Genomic DNA, 23,455 nt, shown 5'->3' on the forward strand with positions numbered 1-23,455 from the left:
GCCCTGGGCGCGCCCACCTGGTACGCCCGCTTCCGCGCCCAGGTGATGGCCGACCCGGCGCTCTACCGGATCACGGTCGAGGAATCACTGCCCTCACCGTCACTGCGGCTGCTGGTGGACGGCGTGAACCGGTGCCTGGCCGGCCTGCCCGCCGACGTACGCGAGGCCCGCTGGGCCATGGCGCGGCACGTGATCGTCCACATGTGCGTCGAGCGGGAGCGCGCCCTCGCCGAGGGCACGCCCACCCTCCACCCGAGCTGGGACGACCTCGCCGGCAGCCTCGTCGACGCGATCGCCGGCCTCTGGCAGGCTCCGGTGAGCCCTACGTCGTGAGCGCCCCGAAGGCGTGGTCCTGCCACAGGAGGCGAGAGGTCTCCTCGGGGTAGGCGGCGACCGACGGTGACGTGTCGAAGATCCGGGTCAGGCGCTGCCGGGAGTCGTACGCGGGCCAGCCCGGGTCGCCCGACGTCGCGAACGACGTCCAGGCCGGGCGGATCTGCGACGTCAGCTCACGGGCCTCGTCGATGCCGCCGGGGCCGATGGCGGCCGGGCCCAGGTGGGCGTCGTAGGTGCCGAACAGCAGCGGGCCGTCCAGGCCGTGGCAGGCGCGCAACGCCCCGTCCAGGCCCGGGGACTGCCAGGCCAGCTCGTACAGGTAGGCCCGTCCGCCCCCGGCGGCGTGCGCCTCGGCCAGGTGCAGGGTCGGCATGCGGAACAGCCAGTCGTTCTGGACGAGTTCGTACAGCTCCTCGGCGGACGCGTCCGGGAACGCGGCGCGGTAGGCCGCCTCGCCGTCGTCGCCGGGGCCGAACAGGCGCAGCGCCTCCGCCGCCTGCTCCTCGGTGATCTTGCCGAGCTGCCCGGCGAACATCATGAACGTGCGGCATTCGTCGCGGGTGTGGCCGGCGATCAGGTCCACGTCCCGAGCCGCGCCGCGCGCCAGCGCCTGCCAGGGCGCCTCCGGCAGCACCTCGCCGTCGACGACCGGGGAGAAGGGGGTGAGCGTGTGCGCGAAGGCGCCCCAGCGGTCCGCGTACTGCCGCATCTTCGACCCCAGCGCCTGCTCGGTCGCCGGGAGCTGTCGCGGGTCCACGCCGGACAAATCCTGAATTGTCGGGCGTAGGCCCGCCTCGGCCGTCAGAGCCGTGGCGACGTCGCGGGCCAGGGCGCCGGACAGGAACGTGCCGGGCACGCTCTGCATGACGGCCCGCCGGAACAGCCCCGTCGCGCTCGGCATGACCAGCAGCGCGGCGATGGAACCGGCGCCGGCCGAGTCGCCGGCGACGGTCACCTGGCCAGGGTCGCCGCCGAACGCCGCGATGTTCTCGCGCACCCACTCCAGGGCGGCGACCTGGTCGAGCAGGCCGCGGTTGGCGGGCGCGCCGTCGATGTGCGCGAAGCCCTCGATGCCGAGCCGGTAGTTCAGCGACACGAACACCAGGTCGCCGTCGCGGGCGATGTGCTGGGCGTCGTAGCCGGGGCTGCCGGAGAAGCCGTGCTTGTAGGCGCCGCCGTGGATCCACACGATGACCGGGCGGCGGGCGGCCGGGCCGGGTTCGGGCGTCCAGACGTTGACCGTCAGCCAGTCGTCGCCCTCGGCCATCTCGAGGTCGCCGCGGGCCATGGACATGTCCTGCGGCGCAGGCGGGCCGAAGGCGTACGCCTCCCGGACGCCGTCCCAGCGGGATACGGGACGGGGCGCCTGGAAACGGGCCTCGCCGACCGGCGGTTCGGCGTACGGGACGCCGCGGAAGACGGCCAGGCCATCCTCCATGCGGCCGCACACCACGCCGGCGGTGGTACGGACTACGGGCTCGGACATGGTCGCTCCTTGCCTAATTTAACAGTTGTCTGTTTTTTAACACATGTCTAGTGTGGTGTGCGTGCAGGATCGTCAAGACCGCCGGGTGCTCCGCTCCCGTGCCGCCCTCATGGCCGCCGCCGTCCACCTGGTCTCCGAGCGCGGCACCACCGCGCTGCCCGTAGGCGACCTCGCCGACGTCGCGAACGTGAGCCGGCAACTGGTCTACCTGCAGTTCGGCGACCGCGACACCCTCCTCGTGGCGGCCGCGACCGACCTGGTCGAACGGGAGCTGATCCCCGAGGCGGGCGACGCCGGCGCATCACGGCGGGCGCGCATGCTGGCGATGGCCCGGCACTTCGCCCGGCGCCGGCCCTTCTACCGCGCGATGCTCACCGGATCCTGCGCCTTCCCGATGACCCAGGCCCTGAACAGGCTGTTCGGCTCGCTCGTCACCGTGAAGGGGCTGCGGGAGGTGTTCGGCGACCTCGACGACGCCACGGCACACGATCTGGCGACGATGCTCACCGGCGGGATCGGCGTGATCGTCAACGACTGGCTGGTCGACGCCGACGACCCCCTCGACCCCGAAGAGATGGCGGACCGGCTGTCGCGCGTGTCCACGGTGCTGACGCGCACCCACCTCACGTCCGGAGGTCACTCCCGATGAATCTGAGCAGCCACCTCGTCCAGCGCATGCTGCGCCTGCCCCCGCCCGCGACCAGAGATCTGACCGTCCAGCGCGACCTGCGCGTCCCGATGCGCGACGGCGCCGTCCTGCTGGCCGACCGCTGGGCCCCGAAGACGGGCGGCGACGGCCTGCCCACCGCGCTCATCCGCGTCCCCTACGGCAGGGCCGGTATGATCGCGGGCCCGATGGCCCGGCCGCTGGCCGAACGCGGCTTCCAGGTGCTCATCCAGAGCACGCGCGGCACCTTCGGCTCCGACGGCCCCTTCGACCCGCTGCGCCGCGAGCGCGAGGACGGCCTCGACACCCTCGACTGGGTGATCAAGCAGCCCTGGTTCGGCGACTCGATGATCCTGTACGGCGCCAGCTACCTCGGTTTCGTCCAGTGGGCGGTCGCCGACGCCGTGCCGTCCCAGGTCAAGGCCATGATCCCGGGAGTCTCCGAATCGGCGCTCACCCTCGACTTCCTGCGCGCGGACGGCTTCTCCCTGGAGACCCCGTTCGTCTGGGGCGTCCAGGTCGCCGGTCAGGAAAGCCGGTTCGCGATGGCGCGCCAGCTGCTCGGTGGCAGGAAGGTGCAGCGCGCCCTGCGTACGCTGCCGCTGAACCAGGCCGACACCGCCGCCATCGGCCGCCGCGACGACTACATCCAGAACATCCTCGTCCACGACTCCGGCAGCCCGTTCTGGCGCGACCTCGACCACCGGGACCGGGTCGCCGGCATCCAGGTGCCGGTCAGCAGTGTCGGCGGCTGGTACGACATCTTCCTGCCCGGCCAGCTCCGCGACCACCAGGCGCTGCAGGACGCCGGCCGCTCCCCGATCCGCCTCACCGTCGGCCCCTGGGCCCACATCTCCGCGGGCGCCGGGCAGACGGCCGCCGCCGAGGCCCTCGACTTCGGCCTGGCCCTGGCCCGGGGCGAGGAACCGGCCGAGCGCGCGCCGGTGCGCCTGTTCGTCATGGGCGAGGAGCGGTGGCGCGACTTCCCGTCCTGGCCGCCGCCTGGGTACGAGCCCGAGCGCTTCCACCTGCAACCGGGCGGCGCCCTCGCCACCGAGGCGCTCACCGGCTCGGCCCCCGACCACTACCGCTACGACCCCGCCGACCCGACCCCGGCGCTCGGCGGGGTCCGCATGGCCTTCGGCGTCAAGGCGGGCCGGGTCGACAACACCGCTCTTGAGGCCCGTCCCGACGTTCTCATGTACACGACCTCCGTGCTGGACCGGGACGTCGAGGTCGTCGGTGAGGTGAGCGCCGAGATCTTCTTCCGCTCCAGCCTGCCGTACGCCGACGTCTTCGTCCGCCTGTGCGACGTCGACGCGCGCGGCCGCTCCACCAACGTCTGCGACGGCCTGACCAGCCTCGCCGGCGCCGACGGGGTCACCGCGGCACGGGTGCGGCTGTGGCCGACGGCGTACCGGTTCAGGCGTGGCCACCGCATCCGCGTCCAGGTCTCCAGCGGCGCCTTCCCCCGCTACAACCGCAACCCCGGCACCGGCGAACCCCGCGCCACCGCCGTCACCCTGCGCGCCGCCGACCAGCAGGTCTTCCACGACCCCGAGCATCCGTCGGCGGTGATCCTCCCCACTCTCCGGAGCTGCTAAGCTGCTGCTCGTCGAGTGTTGGATTTCGGTTGAGAGGGAGGTGAGGTTCGATGACCGCGGTGAAGACCGCTGCCATGTGCAGCGCCCGGACATTCCTCACGTCCCGGGCCCCGGTCTGACCCATTTCCTCCCTCCGCTCATAGCGGGGGTGATGCCTGCGTCTCGTCGGGGCCCCTTCCCGCAAGGTGTCTCACGTTGTCCAATCTCTTCACCGATCCCTCCGGCCTGTCCCGGTACGGATGGACGGAAACACTCGACCACGCCTTCACGGAACACCGCGAATCCGGCCTGGTGCCGGCCCGGATCGTCCGGGTCGACCGCGGCCTGTGCGACGCGGTCACCGAGGCCGGCCCCGTACGGGCCGGTCTGACGGCGCTCTACTCGCCCGACCCGCTGCTGGCGCCCTGCACCGGCGACTGGGCGGCCCTGCGCCCTGGCGATGCGCCGGAGCTGGTGGCCCTGCTGCCACGTCACAGCGCGATCGTCCGCTCGTCGGCGTCGCGCACCTCCCACGGGCAGGTGCTGGCCGCCAACATCGACACCGTCGTCGTCACCGTCGCCATGACCGCACCGCTCGACGCGGCCCGGTTGGAGCGGCTGCTGGCCATCGCGTGGGACAGCGGTGCCAGGCCACTGATCGTCCTGACCAAGGCCGACCTCGCCACCGACGCCTTTGAGCTCGAGGCGCTGGCACCCGGCGTGGACATTCTGGCCACCAGCGCGGCCACCGGCCAGAACATCGACGTGCTGACCGCCCTGCTGAGCGGCACCACGGTCCTGCTCGGCTCCTCGGGCGCGGGCAAGTCCAGCCTCGGCAACGCGCTGCTCGGCGACGAACTCCTGGCCACCGGCCAGGTGCGGGCGCACGACGGCAAGGGCCGCCACACGACCGTACGCCGCGAACTGGTGCCGCTGCCCGGCGGCGGTGTCCTCATCGACACGCCCGGCCTGCGCGGCATCAGCCTGTACGACGCCACCGACGGCCTGGAACAGGTCTTCGCCGAGATCGAACGCCTCGCCCAGGACTGCCGCTTCGGCGACTGCGGCCACGACACCGAACCCGGGTGCGCCGTCCAGGCCGCCCTCCAGGCGGGTGAGCTGACCGAGCGCCGCCTGGCCAGCTACCGCAAGCTGCAACGGGAGAACGTGTGGGCGGCCGCGCGCACGGATGCCCGGCTGCGCGGCGAACGTACGAACCGGCAGAAGGCCATCACCAGCCATCTTCGCGCCACCTACAAGTTCAGGGAGCAGCAGTCATGACCTGGATCACCCGTACCGAGACCACCGCCGACCTCGACCAGATCCGCGAGGTCAACCTGGCCGCCTTCCCCACCTCTCATGAGGCCGACCTGGTCGAGGCCCTGCGCGCCGACCCGGAGGCGTGGATCCCGGGCCTGTCGTGGGTCGCCGAGGCGCCCGGCGGCGCCATCGCCGGATTCGCGCTGATCACCCGCTGCCACGTGGACGGCGCTCCGGCGCTCGCCCTCGGCCCGTGCGCCGTCCGGCCGGGAGACCAGCGGCGCGGCGCCGGTTCCGCGGCCATCCGCGCCGCCCTCGACGCCGCCCGGGAGCTGGGCGAGAACCTCGTGCTCGTGCTCGGGCACGCCGAGTATTACCCCCGCTTCGGCTTCACCCCGGCCTCGCGCCTGGCCATCCGGCCGCCCTTCGACGTCGAGGACAAGTACATGATGGCGCTCGTCTTCGACCCTGACGGGCCGGTGCCGGCCGGCGTCATCCGCTACCCGGCCGCGTTCGGGGTCTGACGATGTCACGGGCTCGGCGCGGTCGCCGGCGCCGAGCCCGTCCGGGTGATTCGTCTCGACCGGCCGGACGGAATTCGACCCTTCTCCCGCGCGGCCTGCTGCTCGAAGGCATGACCGCCACGGGCGAGCCTGGCGACCCGGAGCCGAGCTCAGCCGTGGTATTCCACGATCGGGCGCACGTCCACGCTGCCGTAGCGGGCGGTGGGGATCTTCGCCGCCCAGGCGGTGGCGGCGTTGATGTCCGCGACGTCGACGACGTACAGGCCGGCGACGACACCGGCCGGGTCGGCGACGTCGTCGTCGACGATCGTGGCGCCGTCGCGCACACTCACCGTACGGGCGGTGCCGGGCTCGTGGAAGCCGGCCTCGTACACGAACACTCCGGCCTCCCGCACCTCCTTGTCACAGGCGAGCCAGTCCGCGATCTCTCCCTCGGACGGGCCGGTTACGGCGGGGTCGTACTGGAAGACCAGGGCGTACTTCGGCATGGGTCTGCTCCTCTGCTCAATGCGGATGGTGTCGCCTTCACGCTACGGAGCAGGTCAGTGGCCGGTCTTGTACAGAAGCGACAGCGGCTCGTCCGGGTCGGGACGCTGCAGCTCGGTTGCCGTACGGCCCATGAAACGAACCAGCGAACGGGACAGGTGCGGCTGGTCGTAGTAGCCCAGCAGGTGCACCACCTCCAGCGGCGAGACCCCCTCGCCGAGCAGTATGGCCGCCCGCCTGGCGCGCTCGATCTGCCGGAGCTTGCCCTGCGTGAGCCCGGTCGCGGCGACCACCCGGCGCTGCACCGAGCGGGTGCTCAACCGCGGGTGGTCGTCGCCGGCGGCGACGTCGGCCACCAGCGGGTCGCGCACCAGGACGCCGGCCCGCACGAGCCGGTTCACGAAGTCCTCGGCGGTGTCGAACCTCGGCAACTCCCATTCCTCCCCGCGCAGCACCAGCCGGTCCGAGGTCACATGGGGCGCCATGACGGCCGTGTCCACCAGGTTGGGGACCGGCAGGTGCGGCATGGAGGAGCCGTGGGCGAAGATGATCCCGAACGAGGAGCCCTCCGGGATGTCGTCCACCGTGGTCGGCCTGGTCTCCGGCCCCCGGACCGCGACGTGCACCTGCCCGCCGGCCTGCCAGACGACCAGCTCCCAGTTCGTGTTCGCCACCGAGTGCATGCGCGGCGCGGCCGAGACGCCCTCGCTGCGGTAGACCCGCTCAATGTACGGCGAGTCCGACGGCCGGTCCTCGCTCTCGATCGCCATTCCGACAGTTTCACATGGTTCGCCCGATCCCGCTCCGGGTGGTGGAGCGGCTCCGGCGTGCCTGCTCCGCGACCCTCGCGCCGAGATGCTCGGCGGTGCGCAGGTCCGAGCTGATCAGCGGCTCTCCTCGTGGAAGCCGATCTCCCGGTGGGTGCCGTCGCACAGCGGTTTGTTGCCGGAGTGGCCGCAGCGGCACAGCGTCATCCGGTTGCGCGTCTCCAGCGGCCGGCCGTCCGATCGCTCCACCGGCACGCCGCCGGTGACCCACAGCGCGCTCGCCAGCCCGTTCTCCTCCTCCAGCACCGAGACGGCCCGGGGCAGGTCGGCCTCGATGGTGTCGCCGCCGCGTTCGAGGGCGTAGCTGTAGGAGCCGGACGGGCAGTGGTCGATGCGGCCCATGACGTCGGAGCGCACGTCGCTGTCGCCGGTGTCGGCGAGCATCGCCGCGATCGGCCTGGTACGGCCGATGCAGAAGGCGGCGTGGACGCACAGCTCGCCCACCCGCTGGGCCGAGATGCCGACGCCGTCGTGCACGTGCCGCAGCTCCCGGTACGGCCGCTCGCCCGCCGTCTCCGTGCCGTCGAACCCGATCACGGCATGGGTCCCGTCGCAGAACGGCTTGTCGCCCGAGTGGCCGCAGCGGCAGAGCGCGTAGATGTCCTCGGTCTCCAAGGGCTCGCCGGTCTTCCAGGTCAGCGCGTTGTTCTCGGCTGAGACGATCTTGCGTTTGCGCCGGAGGGGGATTCCGCCGTACACGACGTAAGGACCGCCGGGCAGCACGACGATCCGCTGCCGGTCACCGGTGCTCCACCTGCGCCGCTCGGGCGAGACGTAAGTGAAGGTGGGACCGCCGCCCGGCATGCGCATCAGGGCCAGGGCCTGGGCCTTGAGCGCGTACATGGTGCCGGTGGCGACCGCGAGCAGCTTCGGGCTGCCGTTGAACGCCTGCTCCAGCAGGTGCAGGATGGCGCAGTAGGTGTGGTCGAACTCCTCCTGGGCCTCGCGGACGTCGGTGCCCGGGGCGGCCGGGCGCGGGTCGCGCGGCATCGGGAGCACACCGGCCGGGTCCACCCGGAGCACCTCGCCGGTGGGCCCCGACCGCGGGGTGTCGCCGCGCCGGTAGCGCCGGCCGATCTTCAGCTCCTGGAAGCGGTAGTAGTGCGCGACCTCGTCCTGGTCGCCGTCCCAGACCTCGCTCCTGGCGGTGCCCTCGCCCTGTTCGACGATCTCCTCCAGCGCCGCCAGCGCCGGCTTCAGGCCGTCGACGGCGATCAGCCGGCCGGCGGTGTGGCGGAAGTGGACGTCCGTGATCTGGCGGGCCGGATCGCCGGAGAAGACCGCTTCCTCGCCGAGCCGGTCGCACAGCAGGCGCAGCCCTTGTTCGATCGCGGCGTAGAACTGGCCGATCGTCTCATAGCCGTCGGCCTCCGGCGGTGCCCCGGGCGGCGCGGGCCGTTCCAGGCGCAGGAACATCTCCAGCGCCTCCGGGCCGAACGGCAGCAGCGACAGCTCCAGGTCGCCGTGGGGCAGCCGCCGGGGATGCGGCGGCAGCATCTCCGGCGTGTCGAGGCGGGGCCGGCCGCCCACCGCGTTGAGCAGGTTCGCGGCCAGCGCCAGGTGCAGCATCTCCTCGGCGAAGACGCTGCCCACCACCTCGACGGCGTCCGGGTTGCGCTCCGGGTCCAGCGAGTAGAGCGCGCACAGGTACGGCGGCAACGTCGCGTGTTCCAGCTCGATCGCCCACTGCACATGCTCACGCAGACCGTCGAGCGAGTCGATGCGCCCCTCAGGCAACGTGGCCGCCAGGCGAGTCGTCCTCCAGCACCTCGACCGCGTCACGCAGACCCCGCAGGCCGATCTCCTCACGCTCGGCGTCCGTCGGGTCGAACAGCCAGTCGGTGACCGGCATCTCCAGCTCGTCCTCGGGGCGGCTGGCCTCGACCATGGTCAGTTCGATCTCGACCTCGGCCTTGAGCTCGTACAGAACCTCGTCGTCGCCGTTCGGGGCACTCATCGTCAGCCCTGCTTTCCGGTCTCGTTCTGGGCGGCCCAGTCGCGGTAGCGGATCTGGCCGAGCGTGGCGCCGTCCTCCGGCACCAGCGACCGCTCCAGCACCTCTTCGCCGAAGTAGTGCGCGTGCGGGTCGGTGACCACCTCGCGCGGGTCGTCCCAGGAGGCCAGCACGTCGCGGAAGAACTCGTCCATCCTGACCTGCTCGGGCCCGGCCACCTCGACCCTGCCGTTCAGCGGCGTGCCCACCGCGACCCGGCCGACCGCCTGCGCGACCTCGTCGCCCGCGATGGGCTGGAAGAGCACCGGCGGCACGCGCACCTGGCCGTCCGCCGTGGCCTCGTCGGCGATGCGCCGGACGAACTCGAAGAACTGCGTCGCGTGCACGAGCGAGAACGGGATCGACGACTTCTCGATCAGCTGCTCCTGAGCGATCTTCGCCCGGAAGTACGCGTTACCGGGCGGCCGCTCCGTGCCCACCACCGACAGCGCGACATGGTGGCCCACACCGGCCGCCGCCTCCGCCGCCAGCAGGTTGCGCGTGGAGGTCTCGAAGAAGTTCAGCACGGCCGCCTCCTCGAACGACGGCGAGTTCGACACGTCGATCACCACCTGCGCGCCCGCCATCACCTCGGCCAGCCCTTCGCCGGTGAGGGTGTTGACGCCGGTGTTCGGCGAGGCCGCCACGGCTTCGTGACCGTGCTCGCCCAGTTTCCGTACCAGCTTCGACCCGATCAGTCCGGTTCCACCGATGACGACGATCTTCATGACGTTCCTCCTGTCCGCCGGGGCACCCCTGTGCCGTCCGGTCGCCGACTAAGACCGGGCAGCCTCCCGACTTGTGACAACCATCGCGAAATTCTTTTCACGTGGCGGTAGTTGGTGATCTACAAGGGGCGGGAAGGGAGCGGTTGTGGATCTCGAGGAGGCCGTGGCGGTGTTCGCCGAAGTGCGGCCGCGGCTGTTCGGCATCGCGTACCGGATGCTGGGCAGCGCCACCGAGGCCGAGGACCTGCTGCAGGAGGTCTGGCTGCGCTGGCAGGCGTACGACCGCGCCGGCGTCGGCAACCCGGCCGCGTTCCTGGCGACGACGACCACCCGGCTGGCCATCAACGCCCTCCAGTCCGCCCGCGTGCGCCGTGAGACCTACATCGGCCCCTGGCTGCCCGAACCGGTCGACACCGGCGCCGACCCCTACCTCGGCGCCGAACGCGGTGAGGCTCTGGAGTTCGCGGTGCTGGTGCTGCTGGAGCGGCTCTCGCCCACCGAACGGGCCGCGTACGTGCTGCGCGAGGCGTTCGACTACCCCTACCGGCAGATCGCCGACATCGTCGGGCTCAACGAGGCGGCCGTCCGCCAACTGGTCAGCAGGGCCCGCAAGCGGGTGCTCGTCGAACGCCGCAAGCCCGTGGCCGGAGCCGAGCAGCGCAGGCTGCTGACCGCCTTCGTCACCGCCGCCCGCGCCGGCGACCTGACCGCGCTGGAGGAGCTCTTCGCCGCCGACGTGACCAGCTACTCCGACGGCGGCGGCGCCGTGCGCGCCTCCCGTATCCCCGTGGTGGGCTCGACGCGGGTGGCCAAGTACGTCAAGGCGTTCGCGAGCCACTTCTGGACCGGGGTCGACGTGGCCTGGGCGACCATGAACGGCCAGGCCGCGGCCCTGCTCAGCCGCGACGGCGAGGTGTTCACGGTCCTCACGGTCAACGCCTCCGAGCAGGGCATCGACGAGGTGCTGTGGCTGATGAACCCGGCCAAGCTCAACGGGGTCTCGACGCCCGCCACATCGTGACGGCGACCAGCAGCACGCAGCACATGGTGATCGCGGTGACCACGGCGGCCACGCCGATCGAGGGCGCCGCGAGCGGCAGCAGCAGCACGACGGCGGCGCAGCCCAGCACCGTGGCGGGACGCAGGACGGACGGCGCGACCACGAGCGCGTGGACCGCCTGCAGCAGGGCGAGGAACACGCTGACCGGGAGAGCGACCGCGTACCCGAGCGTCACCGGCGAGGCCGCCACCGCGTGCCCGCTCTGCTCCACCGCCACCTCCAGCCCGGCGCCGAGCGCCGCCAGGGCGGCGAAGATGCCATAGTGGCCGTATCCCCACAGGTAGGACCGATGCCGGCGGTCGCTGAGCCCTTCCCCCGCCGGCCCGAGGAAGTACAACCACCACAGAGCGAACAGCAGCACGAGACCGGAGCCGGAGATCACCACGAAGGGCCCGCTCACCTCACCCGCTTCGAGCGCCCCCTTCACCCCTCTGCTCGCGGCCAGGACGCTCTCACCGAGCAGAATGATCGTGAACAGCCCGTAGCGCTCGGCGATGTGGTGCGGATGCCAGTTCGTGGGCCTGGTCCGCTCCGCCCACCGGGGCACCGCGAGCTCCAGGACGACCAGGCAGAGGAAGAACGGCAGCAGGATCTTCGCCGGCACGAGGAAATACTGGAGCAGCCAGCCCAGTTGCAGGACGCTGATGCCGGCCGCGTAGCGCCGCGCCGTGCGGCGGCTCTCCGGGTCCTCAAGACCGGCCCGCAGCCACTGGGCGACGAGCCCGACCCTCATGATCAGGTAGCCCAGGATGACGATCCCGTAGTCGGAGTGCCCGGCCGCGGCGGGCACCCCGGCGGCCAGCACCAGCACGCCGGCCATCTGCACCATGGTCAGCAGCCGGTAGGCGACGTCGTCGGTGTCGTAGGACGAGGCGAACCAGGTGAAGTTCATCCACGCCCACCAGATCGCGAAGAACACCTGGAGGAACGGGACCAGCCCGGTCAGGGCATGACCCTCGGCGATGGCGTGCGCGAGCTCGGCGGTGACGGCCGCGACCGCGACCACGAAGGTGAGGTCGAACAGCAGCTCGAGCTGGCTCGACGCGCGGTGCGGCTCGTCGATGGGGCGGGCGCTCATCCGTACGCGGATGCGGATGGTGGTGCTGGGTGGCAACGTCTTGCTCCTGTCGCTTCTTGAGTCCCTGACTCAAGGACAGGACGGTACCCCGATCTGTGACAGAGCCGGTCAGCGGTATTCGGTGATCGTGTCCTCGCCGATCGCCCACAGCGGCTTGCCGCCCGTCATCGTGGTGATCGGGGCGGGAGGTGTGACCGGCGACCACCGCTCGCCCGCGAAGAGGCGGTGGCCGTCCGCGGCCCACAGCACGCCGCCGCTGTCGCGGGCGATGCCGGTCAGCCGGCCGCCTTCGATGGTGACCGCCTGCCAGGCCGTGCCGTTCCAGCGGTAGGCCAGCGGGCGGAACGCGCCGTCCGCCGTGTCGTAACCGCCCACCGTCCACACCTCTTTGGCGGACGCCAGCACGGCCGACAACCCCGGCAGGGACGTGTCGGGTAGTGACAGGGCCGGCAGTGGCATCCGCTGCCAGGTCCGGCCGTCGAAGTGGGCGACGGCGGGTTCCGTCTGGGCGTAGGGGTCGTCCGGTTTCGGGTCCACCTCGCCGACCGCCCAGATGTCCTGCGGTGAGAGTGCGTGGGCGGCGTGGGTGACGATGGGGATCGGCTGGTCGGTCCAGGTCCGGCCGTCGAAGTGCCGTGCCCGTCCGTCGCCGAACGTCCACGCCTGCCCGCCGCTCAGGGCGATCACCTCGGAGCTGCCCGCCGGGTCGGGGATGAACGACCAGCGCCGGCCGTCGAAGCGCAGCAGCCCGGACTCGCCGCCCTCCGTGTCCTCGGCGATCACCCAGACGTTGGCCGGGTCGGAGGCGTCCACCTTGGTGAGCGTGACGTTTCTGGCCGCCTCCGGGAGTTCCTTGGTCAGCCGTCGCCAGCGCTCGCCGTCCCAGCGGACCAGCAGCGCCTCGTGGCCGTCGGTGCCGAAGGGGCGCTCGCCGACCGCCCACGCGTCGGCCGCGCCGGTGGCCGCGATGTCCAGGAACCGGGCGTCGTGGTCTCGCCCCTTCTGCCGGTGGACCACCCGCCAGCGGCCCTCGGGGCGCGCCGCCTCAGGACTGGCGCTGGGCTCGCCGATGGGTGTTGGGATGGGCTTCGGGACCGGCTTTGGGCTTTGTGCGCAGCCCACCAGGACCGCCAGCGCCAGGCCGGCGGCCGTCAGTCGCGGTGCGGCGATCGGACGCTCCTCAGTCCTCGGCTCAGTCCTCGACGAACCGGGCCCCGTTGGCCTGCTCGCGCTGCCGTCGCAGCTCGTACGTGCCCGGCGCGATGCCGGTGAAGGCGTGCTCGGGGTGCGCGAGGTAGGCGGTCGCCCCCTCCGCGACGGTCAGTACGCCGAGCACCAGCCCGCCGCCGAACCGCTCAGGGGCGAAGAACGCTTTGCCGGTGGCCAGCAGGAGGTGGGTGTTGGCCTCCGCCTGGCCGCGCACGATCGGCACACCCGTCTCGGGTACGGGGGTGCGCGCCGGGTCCCGCCTGGCCGGTACGACGGCGACGTCGCCCTGGAACTGCAGGCCGGACAGGATGGGGATCTCGGCCTGCCGGTCGAGGTGCTCGTCGATGGTGACGCCGAAGAGGGCGATGGCCTGTTCGATGGTGGGCAACGTGCTCGGGCTCCTTTGCCGGTCAGGATCGTCGTTGTGCCGTGGCGTACTGCGCCGAGGTGAGGCCGTACGTCCAGGCGGCGGCCTCAAGGGGGTCGGCGCAGCCGGCGGGGACGGTGAGGCCGAAGCGGCGGCGGGTGCCGTCCCGTTCGACGGTGCCGTTGGTGCACAGCAGGACCCGCACGTGTGCCGTGTAGATGCCGTCGGGGACGTCGTGCAGGGTGAGGCTCTGGCCGGGGTTGCCGGGATCGGGGACGTCCGGCCCGATCTGTTCCAGGCCGGCCTCGGCGATGAAGCGGTCCCAGCCGCGGCGTTCGATGGCGCACCGGCGGATCTCGGCGTTCGTCTCGCGCAGGATCTCGTCGGCGGTGAGGGTGTCGTCGATGACGGCCTGGGTGACGTGGGTGCCGTGCCAGAAGTACAGCCCGAACCCGTCGTCCCAGACCGCGGTGGGGCCGTCGGCGCGATGTGGCCGGTGTACGGCGCGGGCGCCCTCGCCGACCTGTGCGAGGTGGATCTCGGACGGGCGCGGACAGAGCAGGACGAAGTCCCGGAAGGGCCACCACCACCAGCCGGCGGGCGCCTGCTCCGCGAGGGCTTGCCACAGCGGCTTCTCGCCGGGCTTTTCGCCGGTCTCTTCATTGGTCGGTGAGGCCGTGGCCTGCAGGAACTGGCCGACCAGGTTCAGCCAGGTGCCGGACCGCTGGAACCCGAGGTGGGCCCGCCACAGCCGCCGCACCTCGCCGCGGATCGTGTCCTGCCGCGGCCCGCCCACCGCCGCGTCCACCGCCGCCCGTACGGCCTCGTCCGACGCCCCGGCGAGCGTGGCCAGCGGGCTGGTGGACAGGATCCGGTTCTCGTCGCGGGCGGGCGCGTCCCGTACCACCGAGGTCAGTGCCCTGCTCATCGCCCCGGCGATCTCGGCGTGCAGGGCGGTGGCCGCCGCGCCGTGCACCGGATCGTTCACCGCGCCGTCGACGGCGGCCTGGACCGCGGCACGAACGGCGTTCCCGATGGCCTCCCCGGCGGTGGCGTCCACCGCGCGGTAAACGGAGTCCAGGACGCGATGGTTGCGGTGGCCGGTGCCCAGGCAGGCGGCGATCGGCGCGGCGAACGCGCCCACCAGCGGCGAGGACACCCACACGACCCGCTCCGGGAACGGGACCCCGATCTCCTGGTAGCAGGCGCGGGCGGCGGACTCCCACGCCTCCCGCTCGCCGGTCGTCGAACGGGCTGGACCCGGTGAGTTCACGGTGGCGACCTCCAGATGAGGCGGCCCCTGATTCCGCCCGAGGACGCCGCAATGTACACCGTGCCGCGCGGGCCTGTCCACGCCAACGATCATGTCCGAGGGCTTGACCGCGAGGTTCGCCCGCCGCCTTGACACATCCGTGATCATCCGTACATTCGTACGAATGCAAGCGACCGCCGTCGAAGACGCGTTACGGGCTCGGCCCGACGACCTCGCCTCGTGGCGTACCTACAGCGACCGGCTGCTGGAGCAGGGCGACGCCAGGGGCACGCTGATCCGCCTCGAACAGCGCCTGGCCCGCACCCGCCCCGCCGACCGCCCGGCCGTGGAGCGCGAGATCGCCGACCTCGTCGCCGAGCACGAGGGCGGCTGGGACGACGGGCTGCCGGCGACGGCGACCGTGCTGGCCCGCCGCCACGGCTTCGCCACCGAGGTGACCGTCCCGTGGTCCGACGACGTACGCGACGTCGTGGAGCAGGTGCTGCGCGGCCGGTTCGTCACCACGCTGCGCGTCACGGCGACCATGGCGGAGGACGAGGGCTGGGAGGAGGAGTGGGAGGAAGAGGACCAGGAAACCGAGGTGCGCCCCGGCCGTCTGGACGTCGGGCCCCTCGCCGGACTGGACGCCGGCCGGCTCACCGAGCTCGACCTCTCCTACCTGGACCTCGGCCCCGACGGCGCCGAGACCCTCGCCACCTCCCTCCGCGCGGACCGGTTGCGGACGCTGGAGCTGCGGTACTGCCGCATCGGTGACGCTGGTCTGGCGGCCTTCGCGGCGTCCCCTTACCTGGGCGGGCTGCGCAGTCTGCACCTGCAGCGCAACCGGGTGAGCGCCGAGGGAGTGCGTTCCCTGCATCGCTTCCCCGAGCTGACCGAGCTCGACCTGCGGTACAACCGCATCGGCGAGGCGGGCGCGGAGGCCCTGGTCGCCGCCCCGTTCGCCGGGTCGCTCAAGCGGCTGTGGCTGTACGACTCCGATGTGGGCCAGGGCGGCGTGCGGAAACTGGCGCACGCCGCGAATCTTTCGCCGGGTCTGCGCAGCTTGTGGAGGTGCGTGTGAGCATCGAACTCCGGGATCGCTTCTTCGTCCTGTCGGCCGGGGACGTACCCGCTGAAGAGGTCGCCCGATATCGGGCGGAAGTGGACGAGACCGACGCCGAGCCGGCCGCGACGGTGGACGGGCTGGACATCTCCTGGCATCCGTCCGCGCGGTTCAAGGCGGTGCGGTTCATCGACGCCGAGCGCATCGGCGAGCCGGTGCGGGAGCTGTTCGCCCGGCCCAGCGCGGACGCGCCGTACCTGGCGGCGGTGTTCGTGGACCCGCACGAGCTGTCGTTCCGCACGTTCGAGAACATCGTCCCGCTGGACCGCCTGTTCGAGGACGTGCCGCTGGAGGCCGAGCTGGCCGAGCGGGTGGAGCATGCCGAAGGGGTGTTCTCGTTCGCGCTGCGGCTGCCCGCGGAGACCCGGGCCCGGCTGGAACAACTGGACGAGCTGAAGCTGTACGTGCCGCCGCTGAACGCCGCGTCCCGGGGCGGTGAGCGGTTCATCTTCCACTCGGCGCTGCTGGCGGAGGCGCTGACCGCGGCGGTCGCCGACGCGCTGCCGTTCTCCGCGGCGGACGGGTTCTCGCACGTGAACCCGGTGTTCCGGTGCAACCGGTTCGAACCCGGCGACGCGAACTTCCACCGGCACCGCGACACGCCGTACTACGACGCGGCGCGGCGGCACATCTCCCGCTACACGATGCTGCTCTATCTGACCGGCGGTACCGGCTCACCCGCGCTCGACCTGGTCGGCGGCGCCGCGCTCAGCGAGATCGCCGACTTCACGTGCGTGCTCTTCGACCAGCGGTACGAGCACGAGGGCGCCCCCTACCACGACGGCCGCAAGGTGTTCCTGCGCACCGAGCTGATCTTCGCCGCCGGCGAGATCACCGAGGCGCCGGAGATCGGCGAGCTGTTCAGCAAGGCGTGCTACCTGACCGGTGAGAGCGTGTTCGCGCCGGAGCTGGCCCGGCACGCCGACGCGTACTACAACCAGGTGGCCGCCGCCCACTGGGCCGGCCTGGGGGAGGGCGCCCCGGCGCGCGAGGCCTTCGTGCACAAGGAGTTCCGCGGGGTGCACTTCGTGGCCAACGGCTACGACTTCTGGTTCGCCAAGACCGACGCGCTCTCGCCGGCGGAGTGTGCCGCGCTCACCCTGCTCGACTACTTCAACTGCAAGCTCGGCGACACCGCGTTCCGTGCGCTCTGCAGCACGGAGGTGATCGAGTCCGGCGACGCCGGCTGGATCCCGGAGTTCCTGCGGGCCAGGCAGGGCGGGCCGGCCATGACACGGGCGGACAAGTCCGCGTTCTTCCCCGAGCCGGAGCGGCCCGACAGCCGGATCTGCTGCCCGTTCCACTCCTCGGGCTACTACGACCCCACCCGCCACGACGAGATCATCGAGCTCTACACCGACGCGCAGTCCTTCGCCAAGGCGCACATCCTGCCCGCGCCGATCCTCATGCTCGGCGAGGACGTCGCCCTCGACCCGGACCGGTTCGTCATTCAGGACGGCCTCATCCACGTGCTCGGCAAGGACGCCCTCACGCCGGTGAACTTCGCCGCCTGCTGGAACGACGAATCCATCCCCGAGGACTACGTGACCGTCGCGGCCAAGGTCGGGGTGGCGCAGTTCCTCGTCCCGCCCATCATCTACACCGAGTCCGACGGCTGCTACCACCTCTCGTTCGACTTCTTCCGCAACTCCTGGATGGTCGATCACCGGCAGGCCACCATCCCCGTCCCGAGGATCACCGAGGAGAACTGGGCCGACCCGGAGCTGAGCGAGGCCTGGCGGCGCTCAGTGGACGACTCTCTCGTCGACGACGAGCACCCGCTGCCGCCCAGCGACCTGTGGGATGACGACGACGAGGACGACTGGGAGGACGACGAGGAGGACTGATCCTCGGGTTCTGTGTCATGGGGCTGCACTATCGTCGCGATCATGGTGGAAGATCGCATCGACACAGAGATGTTGCTTCGGCATCCCGGCTTACCGAACCGTCGCGATCCGCGACGTCACTCGATGGCCGACGGTCCCGACCTGCGATACGCCCAGGTCCTCATGGGGAAGATCGAAGCCCTGCGCGGGCAGCCCCGTGAGGCCTGGCCCAGCCCCTGCGCGCTGACCGAGCCGTTGCGGAGTCTCGGCGCCGAGCTGGATCATCCGGGCTGGTACGAGCTCGCGCGGCTGGTCCATCTCGAAGCGATCGACGTCTACCGAGCGGACGGCGCCGAGGTCGCCGGCGACTTCCTGGACGACTACCGCCGCACGTTGCACTCTCTGGGCGGCGTTCTCGTGGAGCTGAGGCGCTACGAGGAAGTGCTGCCGATCAAACAGGAGGAGCAGGAGGTGAGCCTGCGCCTGGCGGTCGTGGACGCTTCCGCTCTCGACGAGGCGAACGACGCGCGGACCACGTCCGTCCGCATCTTGGCGCGGCTCGGGAGGCACGACGAAGCGGCGGACTCGGCGGCCGAGGCGGTCCGCGAGATCCGGCGGCAACCGGACGGCAAGCCCGGCCGGCCCAAGGGCTACACCTTGGCGTACGCGCTCGCCCTGTATGCCGACTGTCTTACCGGCGTCGGCCGTTTCGACGAGGCCATCGGCGCCGCGGCCGAGGCGGAGAACATCTGGCGCCGATACAACGACGCCGATGATGAGCCGGACTGGCTCGTCACGAGCCGGCTCGACGAGGCGCTGGGGCGACTGGGCGGCGCTTTCGCGCAGGCCGGGCGGTACGAGGAGGCGTACGCGGCCTTCGCCGAGCGGGTGGAGACGGCCAGGCGGTCGATCGATGGGGACGACGACTTCTCCGGGTTGCGCACCCTGGCCGTCACGCTGAACAACGTCGCCATCGCCCTGGGACGGTCGGGCCGGCGACGTGAAGGGCTGGCCGCCGCCGAGGAAGCCGTGCGCCTCGATCGTGTACTCGCGGCGCGGGCGCTGGACCGCCAGAACCGGTTCGAGTGCTTGTTCCCCGATGTGGAGGCGTCTCTCGACGCGGATGATCAGCCGGTGGGCAGGGAGCTTTTCGACGATGGCGGGCTGAGCGAGGTCAATGACCTTTTCGATGACGACGAACTCGACGAGGAATTCATCGAGAACATCGAGTTCGACGATGAGATCCGGGACGAACACCTCGGCGATTTCCGCGAGAAGGTCCGCGAGGCCGAGCTGAGCCTGTGTGCCGGCCTCTACAACCTGGGCTCCGACCTGCATGACCTGAATCGGGTCGAAGAGGCGCTCGCGGCAGGCTTCGAGGCGGTCGAGATCGCCCGCCGTCACGAAGACGCCGCCCCGCGACTCGCGCTGGCGCTGAACAACACCTCGTGCGTCCTGGCGGACCTGAACCGTCAGGAGGAGGCGGCGGAGGCCGCACGGGAAGCCGTCACCCTGCTCACCACGCTCGCGGCCGCCGACCCCGAGGAGCACGAGCCGACGCTCGCGCTCGCGCTGCACACGTTGGGCGTGTCGGCGCCGGATCGCGAGGAGGCGCTGAGCGCCTCGCTGCGGTGCCTGGCCATCTACCGGCGCCTGTACCGGCTCGATCCGCATCGTCTGGCGGGAGACCTCGCCCACGCGCTGACCGATCACGGCGTCCTACGCTCCCGGCGAGGCGAACACGCCGAGGCACTGGCGGCCGCGGCGGAGTCGGTGGCGATGTACCGGCGGCCGGCCGCGCGGCATCCGGCTCGCTACGGAGGCGGGCACGCGAGCGCGCTGCTGAACCTCGCCGAGATCCACTCGGCCGCCTCTTCTCTCGCGGAAGGGCGCGCGGCGGCGGAAGAGGCGGTAGCGCTGTACGAGTCGCTGACCGCGGACTCGCCCGAGGCTCATGAGCACCATCTGGCCCGCGCCCGCTCGGTCCTGGCAGGGACCGCCCCTTTCTGACGACGGCTCCTGACAGCTCGTCAGCAACCTCACCCGTGCTCCGACCAGCGGCCGGGCGGTCGAGTGTCAAGCGATCGCCCTGCCCAGGTGGGGATACCGCAAAGATATGACCTCTTTGGTATGTCTTCCGTAGATCTCTGACAGCCGCTACCTTGACTGCATCTCGTTACAAGGAGTGCAAATGTTGAGTAAGAGCTGTGGGCTGGTAGGCGCCGCCGTCCTCGCCGTCTGCCTTGCCACCCCCCTCAGCCCCGCAGCAGCCGACACCGCCCCTCCGTCCGCGTCCCCGTCGCCCGCACCCCCCGCGATGATCGACGCCATGGAACGCGACCTCGGCATCACCGAAGAGCAGGCCAACGCCCGCCTCGCCAGTGAGGAACGTGCCACCGCCGCCCAGACGACGCTGAGCGGCCAGCTCGGCGACGACTCGTACGCCGGCGCCTGGCTCAACCAGGACGCCTCCAAGCTGACGGTCGCCACCACCGACTCGGCCGAGGCCGCCGCCATCGAGTCGCAGGGCGCCCAGCCGGTGGTCGTCGAACGGACCCTCGTCCAGCTCAACGACATCATGACGAAGCTCGACCAGACCCCGAAGACGGCCAGGTCCGGAGCCGCGCTCTGGTACGTGGACGTGACCTCCAACAAGGTCGCCGTCCAGGCCGCCACGGTGGAGGCCGCCGAGACCCTGGTCAAGGAGTCGGGCGTCGACGGCGACGCGGTCACCGTCTCGGCCACCACCGAGCGCCCGACGCCGTACATGGACATCATCGGCGGCTCCCCCTACTACATCGGCTCCAGCCGCTGCAGCATCGGCTTCGCCGTCACCAAGGGCTCCACGCCGGGCTTCGTCACCGCGGGCCACTGCGGCCGGGCCGGTAACTCCACCTCCAACCCCAGCGGCTCCTTCCAGGGCTCGTCGTTCCCGAGCAACGACTACGCCTGGGTCGCCACGCCCGGTCACACGCCCCGCCCGTACGTACGCGGCTCGGGTGGCGCGCTGGTGACGGTCCGCGGCTCCACGCAGGCCGTGGTCGGCTCCTCCGTCTGCCGCTCCGGCTCGACCACCGGCTGGCGCTGCGGCACCATCCAGCAGCACAACGCGACCGTCACCTACCCGCAGGGTACGGTCAACGGCCTCACCCGCACCTCGGTCTGCGCCGAGCCCGGTGACTCCGGCGGCTCGTTCATCTCGGGCGGCCAGGCCCAGGGCGTGACCTCCGGCGGCTCGGGCAACTGCTCCTCCGGCGGCACCACGTACCACCAGCCCGTCAACGAGATCCTGAGCGCCTACGGCCTCAGCCTCACGGTCGCCTGACCCACGTACGCCGTGCCCGGGCACACCTCACGCCCGGGCACGGCGTCATGTCGCGCGCTCTCACCCTCCCGATCTCGAACCGACCTGTTCGGCTACCGGCTGAATTCGGCCGCCGCGGGATCGAGTGGAGTTATCGTGTCGGGTAGGCGGAGCGCCCGCCGGAGCCGGGCACGATCTCCCACGCGGATCGTGTACGACGGCCAAGAGTCGCCGACTCAGCGCGCGGGACCCGGCTGTGCGGCCTCATCGTGCCGCCTGATCGGTGGGAGGCGTGGGGTCCTGCCGGAGGCGTGATGGCAGACGATGAGCACCACGGCGCAGACGACCACCACCAGCGTGCACACGACCACCACCACGGGGCGAACAAACAGCGCCACGAGGTAGGCGAGCAGCGCCAGCGGGCGGACCGACGGGGCCGCGGGATCGGTGAGCGGCACCAGCGGGTGGACGAGCGGTTGCCCGGGGTGGCTGAGCAGCTCCGGCAGGTCGGCGAGCAGCCTTACCAGGCGAGTAAGCAGTTGCTCGGGATGGGGGACCAGGGTCGTGATGGGCAGCCGAGGAGGCGGACCGTGTCGGGGAGGGCGCGTAAGCGGGCGATCAGGGCGCAGGCCACGCTGACAGGCGTGCCCTACTCCGTGGCCAGACGCCGGTTCGAAGCCTTCCCGGAGGGCATGTTCGAAGGCCCGGCCGGCCAGGGCCGCACCGTCTACCCGGTGAGCACCGACGGGCATCGCCGCATGCTGATCGACCGCCGCCAAGGCCGCACCCTCGAACAGCGGGTCCACGACACCCACCTGGCAGCGGATCTGCCCTGGGGGCGGGCGCGGCATCTGGCCGAGCGGTTCCCGCCCACCCGGGGCGAGAGCGGCACCGGCGTCGGCCTGCTCTACCACGGCGAGACCCGTCAGGACGTGCTGGCCCTGGTCTACGCCATGATCGCCGAACAGGCGCCGAGCCTGGTGCCCTCGGTCGGCGAGCTCGCCTGGGCGGCCCAGCTCGGCCAGGAGACGGCGGTGGACATCGTCTGTTCGCTGCTGGACCGTACAGCACGCCTCATGCTCGACCAAGAGCCGTCCCTCCTGCGCAACCAGGCGGTCGCCGCGCTGGCCGCCGCCCGGGTCGCCCCGCACCCGGAGGCGCGCGACCATGCCGAACGCCTGTCCGGTCTGTTGGCTCCGCACATACCGCAGAGGTGGGAGGAGCTGTGCTTCGAGGGGGCCGGGCAGATCCTCGACGCGCTGCTGACGGTGGCCGAGGACGGGCACGCGCCCGGCACGAGGGTGCGCATCGCCGCCGGGCCGCACGCGGGCGCGACCGGCACCATCGTCAGCGGCCGGTGGCTGCTCACCGGCCCGCCACGCGCGTACGTCGTGCGCCCTGACGGCGTGGCCGCGAGCGTCGTGGCCGATCCGGACGATTTGGTCGTGCTCGCCTTCCGAGCACCGTCCCGGCGGGAGAGCTGATGTTCGAGAGATTCACCGACCGAGCGAAACGCGTTGTGGTCCTGGCCCGTCAGGAGGCCAGCATGCTCAACCACAACTACATGGGCACCGAGCACCTCCTGCTCGGGCTCATCTCCGAAGGGGAGGGGGTCGCCGCGAAGGTCCTGGAGGACATGGGGATCGGCCTTGAGGCTGTACGCCAGCGGGTCGAGGAGCTCATCGGCCACGGTCCGTCGGCTCCGGCGGGGCACATTCCGTTCACTCCCCGGGCCAAGAAGGTCCTCGAGCTGTCGCTCCGTGAGGCTTTGCAGCTGGGTCACAACCACATCGGCACCGAGCACATGCTGCTCGGGCTCATCCGTGAGGGCGACGGCGTGGCGGCGCAGGTGCTGATCAGGCTCGGCGCTGATCTCAACCGTGTCCGGCAGCAGGTCATCCACATGCTGCAGGGATATCAGAGCGGACAGGAGCGCACCGACGCCGGCGCCGCGCATGATGCCCCGTCTTCTTCGCTGGTGCTCGACCAGTTCGGCCGTAACCTGACCCGGTCGGCCCGTGAGGGCAAGCTGGACCCGGTGATCGGTCGTGAGAAGGAGATCGAGCGGGTCATGCAGGTCCTCTCGCGGAGGACCAAGAACAACCCGGTGCTGATTGGCGAGCCCGGCGTCGGCAAGACCGCCGTCGTGGAGGGGCTGTCGCAGAAGATCGTGCGCGGTGAGGTGCCCGAGACGCTGAAGGACAAGCAGCTTTACACGCTTGACCTGGGCGCGTTGGTGGCCGGTTCGCGTTACCGCGGTGATTTCGAAGAGCGGCTGAAGAAGGTGCTCAAGGAGATCCGCACGCGTGGCGACATCATTTTGTTCATCGACGAGTTGCACACGCT

At 71.4% G+C, this 23,455-nt stretch carries 22 protein-coding genes and 1 pseudogene; 12 read left to right on the forward strand and 11 right to left on the reverse strand.

Annotation, left to right across the window (positions count from 1 at the left end; all coding sequences use genetic code 11):
* Nucleotides 1-333 (forward strand): annotated as a pseudogene (locus C4V41_RS59585) (TetR family transcriptional regulator); the annotation flags it as partial.
* Here the strand turns inward: C4V41_RS59585 and C4V41_RS59590 are convergent.
* Nucleotides 323-1,822: a carboxylesterase/lipase family protein gene (locus tag C4V41_RS59590; RefSeq protein WP_103964871.1), complete on the reverse strand. Its 1,500-nt coding sequence runs from the start codon at nucleotides 1,820-1,822 to the stop codon at nucleotides 323-325. The pseudogene C4V41_RS59585 and the gene C4V41_RS59590 overlap by 11 nt on opposite strands.
* Before the next feature lie 61 nt (nucleotides 1,823-1,883).
* Between C4V41_RS59590 and C4V41_RS59595 the strand changes: the two genes are divergently transcribed.
* The 4 genes from C4V41_RS59595 (at nucleotide 1,884) to C4V41_RS59610 (ending at nucleotide 5,856) form a co-directional block, all read left to right on the forward strand.
* Nucleotides 1,884-2,471: a TetR/AcrR family transcriptional regulator gene (locus C4V41_RS59595; RefSeq protein WP_200825041.1), complete on the forward strand. Its 588-nt coding sequence runs from the start codon at nucleotides 1,884-1,886 to the stop codon at nucleotides 2,469-2,471.
* A complete protein-coding gene (locus C4V41_RS59600) occupies nucleotides 2,468-4,093 on the forward strand; it encodes a CocE/NonD family hydrolase (protein ID WP_103964872.1) in 1,626 nt (541 codons plus the stop codon). The genes C4V41_RS59595 and C4V41_RS59600 overlap by 4 nt, the downstream gene beginning before the upstream one ends.
* Nucleotides 4,094-4,288: 195 nt before the next feature.
* Nucleotides 4,289-5,353 (forward strand): ribosome small subunit-dependent GTPase A, encoded by a 1,065-nt coding sequence (gene rsgA / locus C4V41_RS59605; RefSeq protein ID WP_103964873.1) that lies wholly within the window; start codon nucleotides 4,289-4,291, stop codon nucleotides 5,351-5,353.
* The gene (locus C4V41_RS59610; protein WP_103964874.1) at nucleotides 5,350-5,856 is read left to right on the forward strand and encodes a GNAT family N-acetyltransferase; all 507 of its coding nucleotides are present in this window, start codon (nucleotides 5,350-5,352) and stop codon (nucleotides 5,854-5,856) included. The genes rsgA and C4V41_RS59610 overlap by 4 nt, the downstream gene beginning before the upstream one ends.
* Before the next feature lie 149 nt (nucleotides 5,857-6,005).
* Here C4V41_RS59610 and C4V41_RS59615 read toward each other — a convergent pair whose 3' ends face one another.
* From C4V41_RS59615 to C4V41_RS59635, 5 genes are all read right to left on the reverse strand, one after another.
* On the reverse strand, nucleotides 6,006-6,344 hold the full coding sequence (locus C4V41_RS59615; protein ID WP_103964875.1) for a YciI family protein: 339 nt from the start codon (nucleotides 6,342-6,344) through the stop codon (nucleotides 6,006-6,008).
* Between the two features lie 54 nt (nucleotides 6,345-6,398).
* Complete coding sequence (locus C4V41_RS59620) at nucleotides 6,399-7,112, reverse strand: helix-turn-helix domain-containing protein (RefSeq protein WP_103964876.1); 714 nt, start codon at nucleotides 7,110-7,112, stop codon at nucleotides 6,399-6,401.
* 114 nt (nucleotides 7,113-7,226) lie between these two features.
* Nucleotides 7,227-8,906: a ferritin-like domain-containing protein gene (locus C4V41_RS59625; protein ID WP_200825042.1), complete on the reverse strand. Its 1,680-nt coding sequence runs from the start codon at nucleotides 8,904-8,906 to the stop codon at nucleotides 7,227-7,229.
* Complete coding sequence (locus tag C4V41_RS59630; protein WP_103964878.1) at nucleotides 8,899-9,126, reverse strand: hypothetical protein; 228 nt, start codon at nucleotides 9,124-9,126, stop codon at nucleotides 8,899-8,901. The genes C4V41_RS59625 and C4V41_RS59630 overlap by 8 nt, the downstream gene beginning before the upstream one ends.
* 2 nt (nucleotides 9,127-9,128) lie before the next feature.
* Entirely contained in the window at nucleotides 9,129-9,890 is a 762-nt protein-coding gene (locus C4V41_RS59635) for an SDR family oxidoreductase (RefSeq protein ID WP_103964879.1), read from the reverse strand.
* Between the two features lie 145 nt (nucleotides 9,891-10,035).
* Here C4V41_RS59635 and C4V41_RS59640 point away from each other — a divergent pair, with 145 nt between their 5' ends.
* Complete coding sequence (locus C4V41_RS59640) at nucleotides 10,036-10,911, forward strand: RNA polymerase sigma-70 factor (protein WP_103964880.1); 876 nt, start codon at nucleotides 10,036-10,038, stop codon at nucleotides 10,909-10,911.
* Here the strand turns inward: C4V41_RS59640 and C4V41_RS59645 are convergent.
* From C4V41_RS59645 to C4V41_RS59660, 4 genes are all read right to left on the reverse strand, one after another.
* Nucleotides 10,880-12,064, reverse strand: coding sequence for a low temperature requirement protein A (locus C4V41_RS59645; RefSeq protein ID WP_200825043.1), 1,185 nt, complete (start codon nucleotides 12,062-12,064; stop codon nucleotides 10,880-10,882). The genes C4V41_RS59640 and C4V41_RS59645 overlap by 32 nt on opposite strands.
* Before the next feature lie 72 nt (nucleotides 12,065-12,136).
* Nucleotides 12,137-13,045: a beta propeller repeat protein gene (locus tag C4V41_RS59650; protein ID WP_103964881.1), complete on the reverse strand. Its 909-nt coding sequence runs from the start codon at nucleotides 13,043-13,045 to the stop codon at nucleotides 12,137-12,139.
* 175 nt (nucleotides 13,046-13,220) lie between these two features.
* Nucleotides 13,221-13,625, reverse strand: a complete 405-nt coding sequence (locus C4V41_RS59655) for a hypothetical protein (RefSeq protein ID WP_103964882.1) — start codon at nucleotides 13,623-13,625, stop codon at nucleotides 13,221-13,223.
* 22 nt (nucleotides 13,626-13,647) lie between these two features.
* Nucleotides 13,648-14,877: a DUF6745 domain-containing protein gene (locus tag C4V41_RS59660; RefSeq protein ID WP_146104280.1), complete on the reverse strand. Its 1,230-nt coding sequence runs from the start codon at nucleotides 14,875-14,877 to the stop codon at nucleotides 13,648-13,650.
* 163 nt (nucleotides 14,878-15,040) lie between these two features.
* Between C4V41_RS59660 and C4V41_RS59665 the strand changes: the two genes are divergently transcribed.
* The 4 genes from C4V41_RS59665 (at nucleotide 15,041) to C4V41_RS59680 (ending at nucleotide 21,130) form a co-directional block, all read left to right on the forward strand.
* Nucleotides 15,041-15,937 carry a leucine-rich repeat domain-containing protein gene (locus C4V41_RS59665; RefSeq protein WP_103964884.1) on the forward strand — a complete coding sequence of 299 codons (897 nt, stop codon included), beginning with the start codon at nucleotides 15,041-15,043 and terminating at the stop codon, nucleotides 15,935-15,937.
* On the forward strand, nucleotides 15,934-17,826 hold the full coding sequence (locus C4V41_RS62645) for a hypothetical protein (protein ID WP_160150799.1): 1,893 nt from the start codon (nucleotides 15,934-15,936) through the stop codon (nucleotides 17,824-17,826). The genes C4V41_RS59665 and C4V41_RS62645 overlap by 4 nt, the downstream gene beginning before the upstream one ends.
* A gap of 123 nt (nucleotides 17,827-17,949) precedes the next feature.
* The gene (locus C4V41_RS59675; protein ID WP_103964886.1) at nucleotides 17,950-19,815 is read left to right on the forward strand and encodes a tetratricopeptide repeat protein; all 1,866 of its coding nucleotides are present in this window, start codon (nucleotides 17,950-17,952) and stop codon (nucleotides 19,813-19,815) included.
* A 319-nt stretch (nucleotides 19,816-20,134) separates the two neighbouring features.
* Complete coding sequence (locus tag C4V41_RS59680) at nucleotides 20,135-21,130, forward strand: S1 family peptidase (protein ID WP_235031096.1); 996 nt, start codon at nucleotides 20,135-20,137, stop codon at nucleotides 21,128-21,130.
* 215 nt (nucleotides 21,131-21,345) lie between these two features.
* Here the strand turns inward: C4V41_RS59680 and C4V41_RS59685 are convergent, their stop codons facing one another.
* Nucleotides 21,346-21,567 (reverse strand): hypothetical protein, encoded by a 222-nt coding sequence (locus C4V41_RS59685; protein ID WP_103964888.1) that lies wholly within the window; start codon nucleotides 21,565-21,567, stop codon nucleotides 21,346-21,348.
* A gap of 27 nt (nucleotides 21,568-21,594) precedes the next feature.
* Between C4V41_RS59685 and C4V41_RS59690 the strand changes: the two genes are divergently transcribed.
* Both C4V41_RS59690 and C4V41_RS59695 read left to right on the forward strand, forming a co-directional pair.
* Nucleotides 21,595-22,593: a hypothetical protein gene (locus tag C4V41_RS59690; RefSeq protein ID WP_146104282.1), complete on the forward strand. Its 999-nt coding sequence runs from the start codon at nucleotides 21,595-21,597 to the stop codon at nucleotides 22,591-22,593.
* On the forward strand, nucleotides 22,593-23,455 hold an 863-nt coding region (locus tag C4V41_RS59695; protein WP_146104283.1), incomplete at its 3' end, for a Clp protease N-terminal domain-containing protein. The genes C4V41_RS59690 and C4V41_RS59695, both read left to right, overlap by 1 nt.

This window comes from Nonomuraea solani (assembly GCF_900108335.1).
Lineage (GTDB): Bacteria > Actinomycetota > Actinomycetes > Streptosporangiales > Streptosporangiaceae > Nonomuraea > Nonomuraea solani.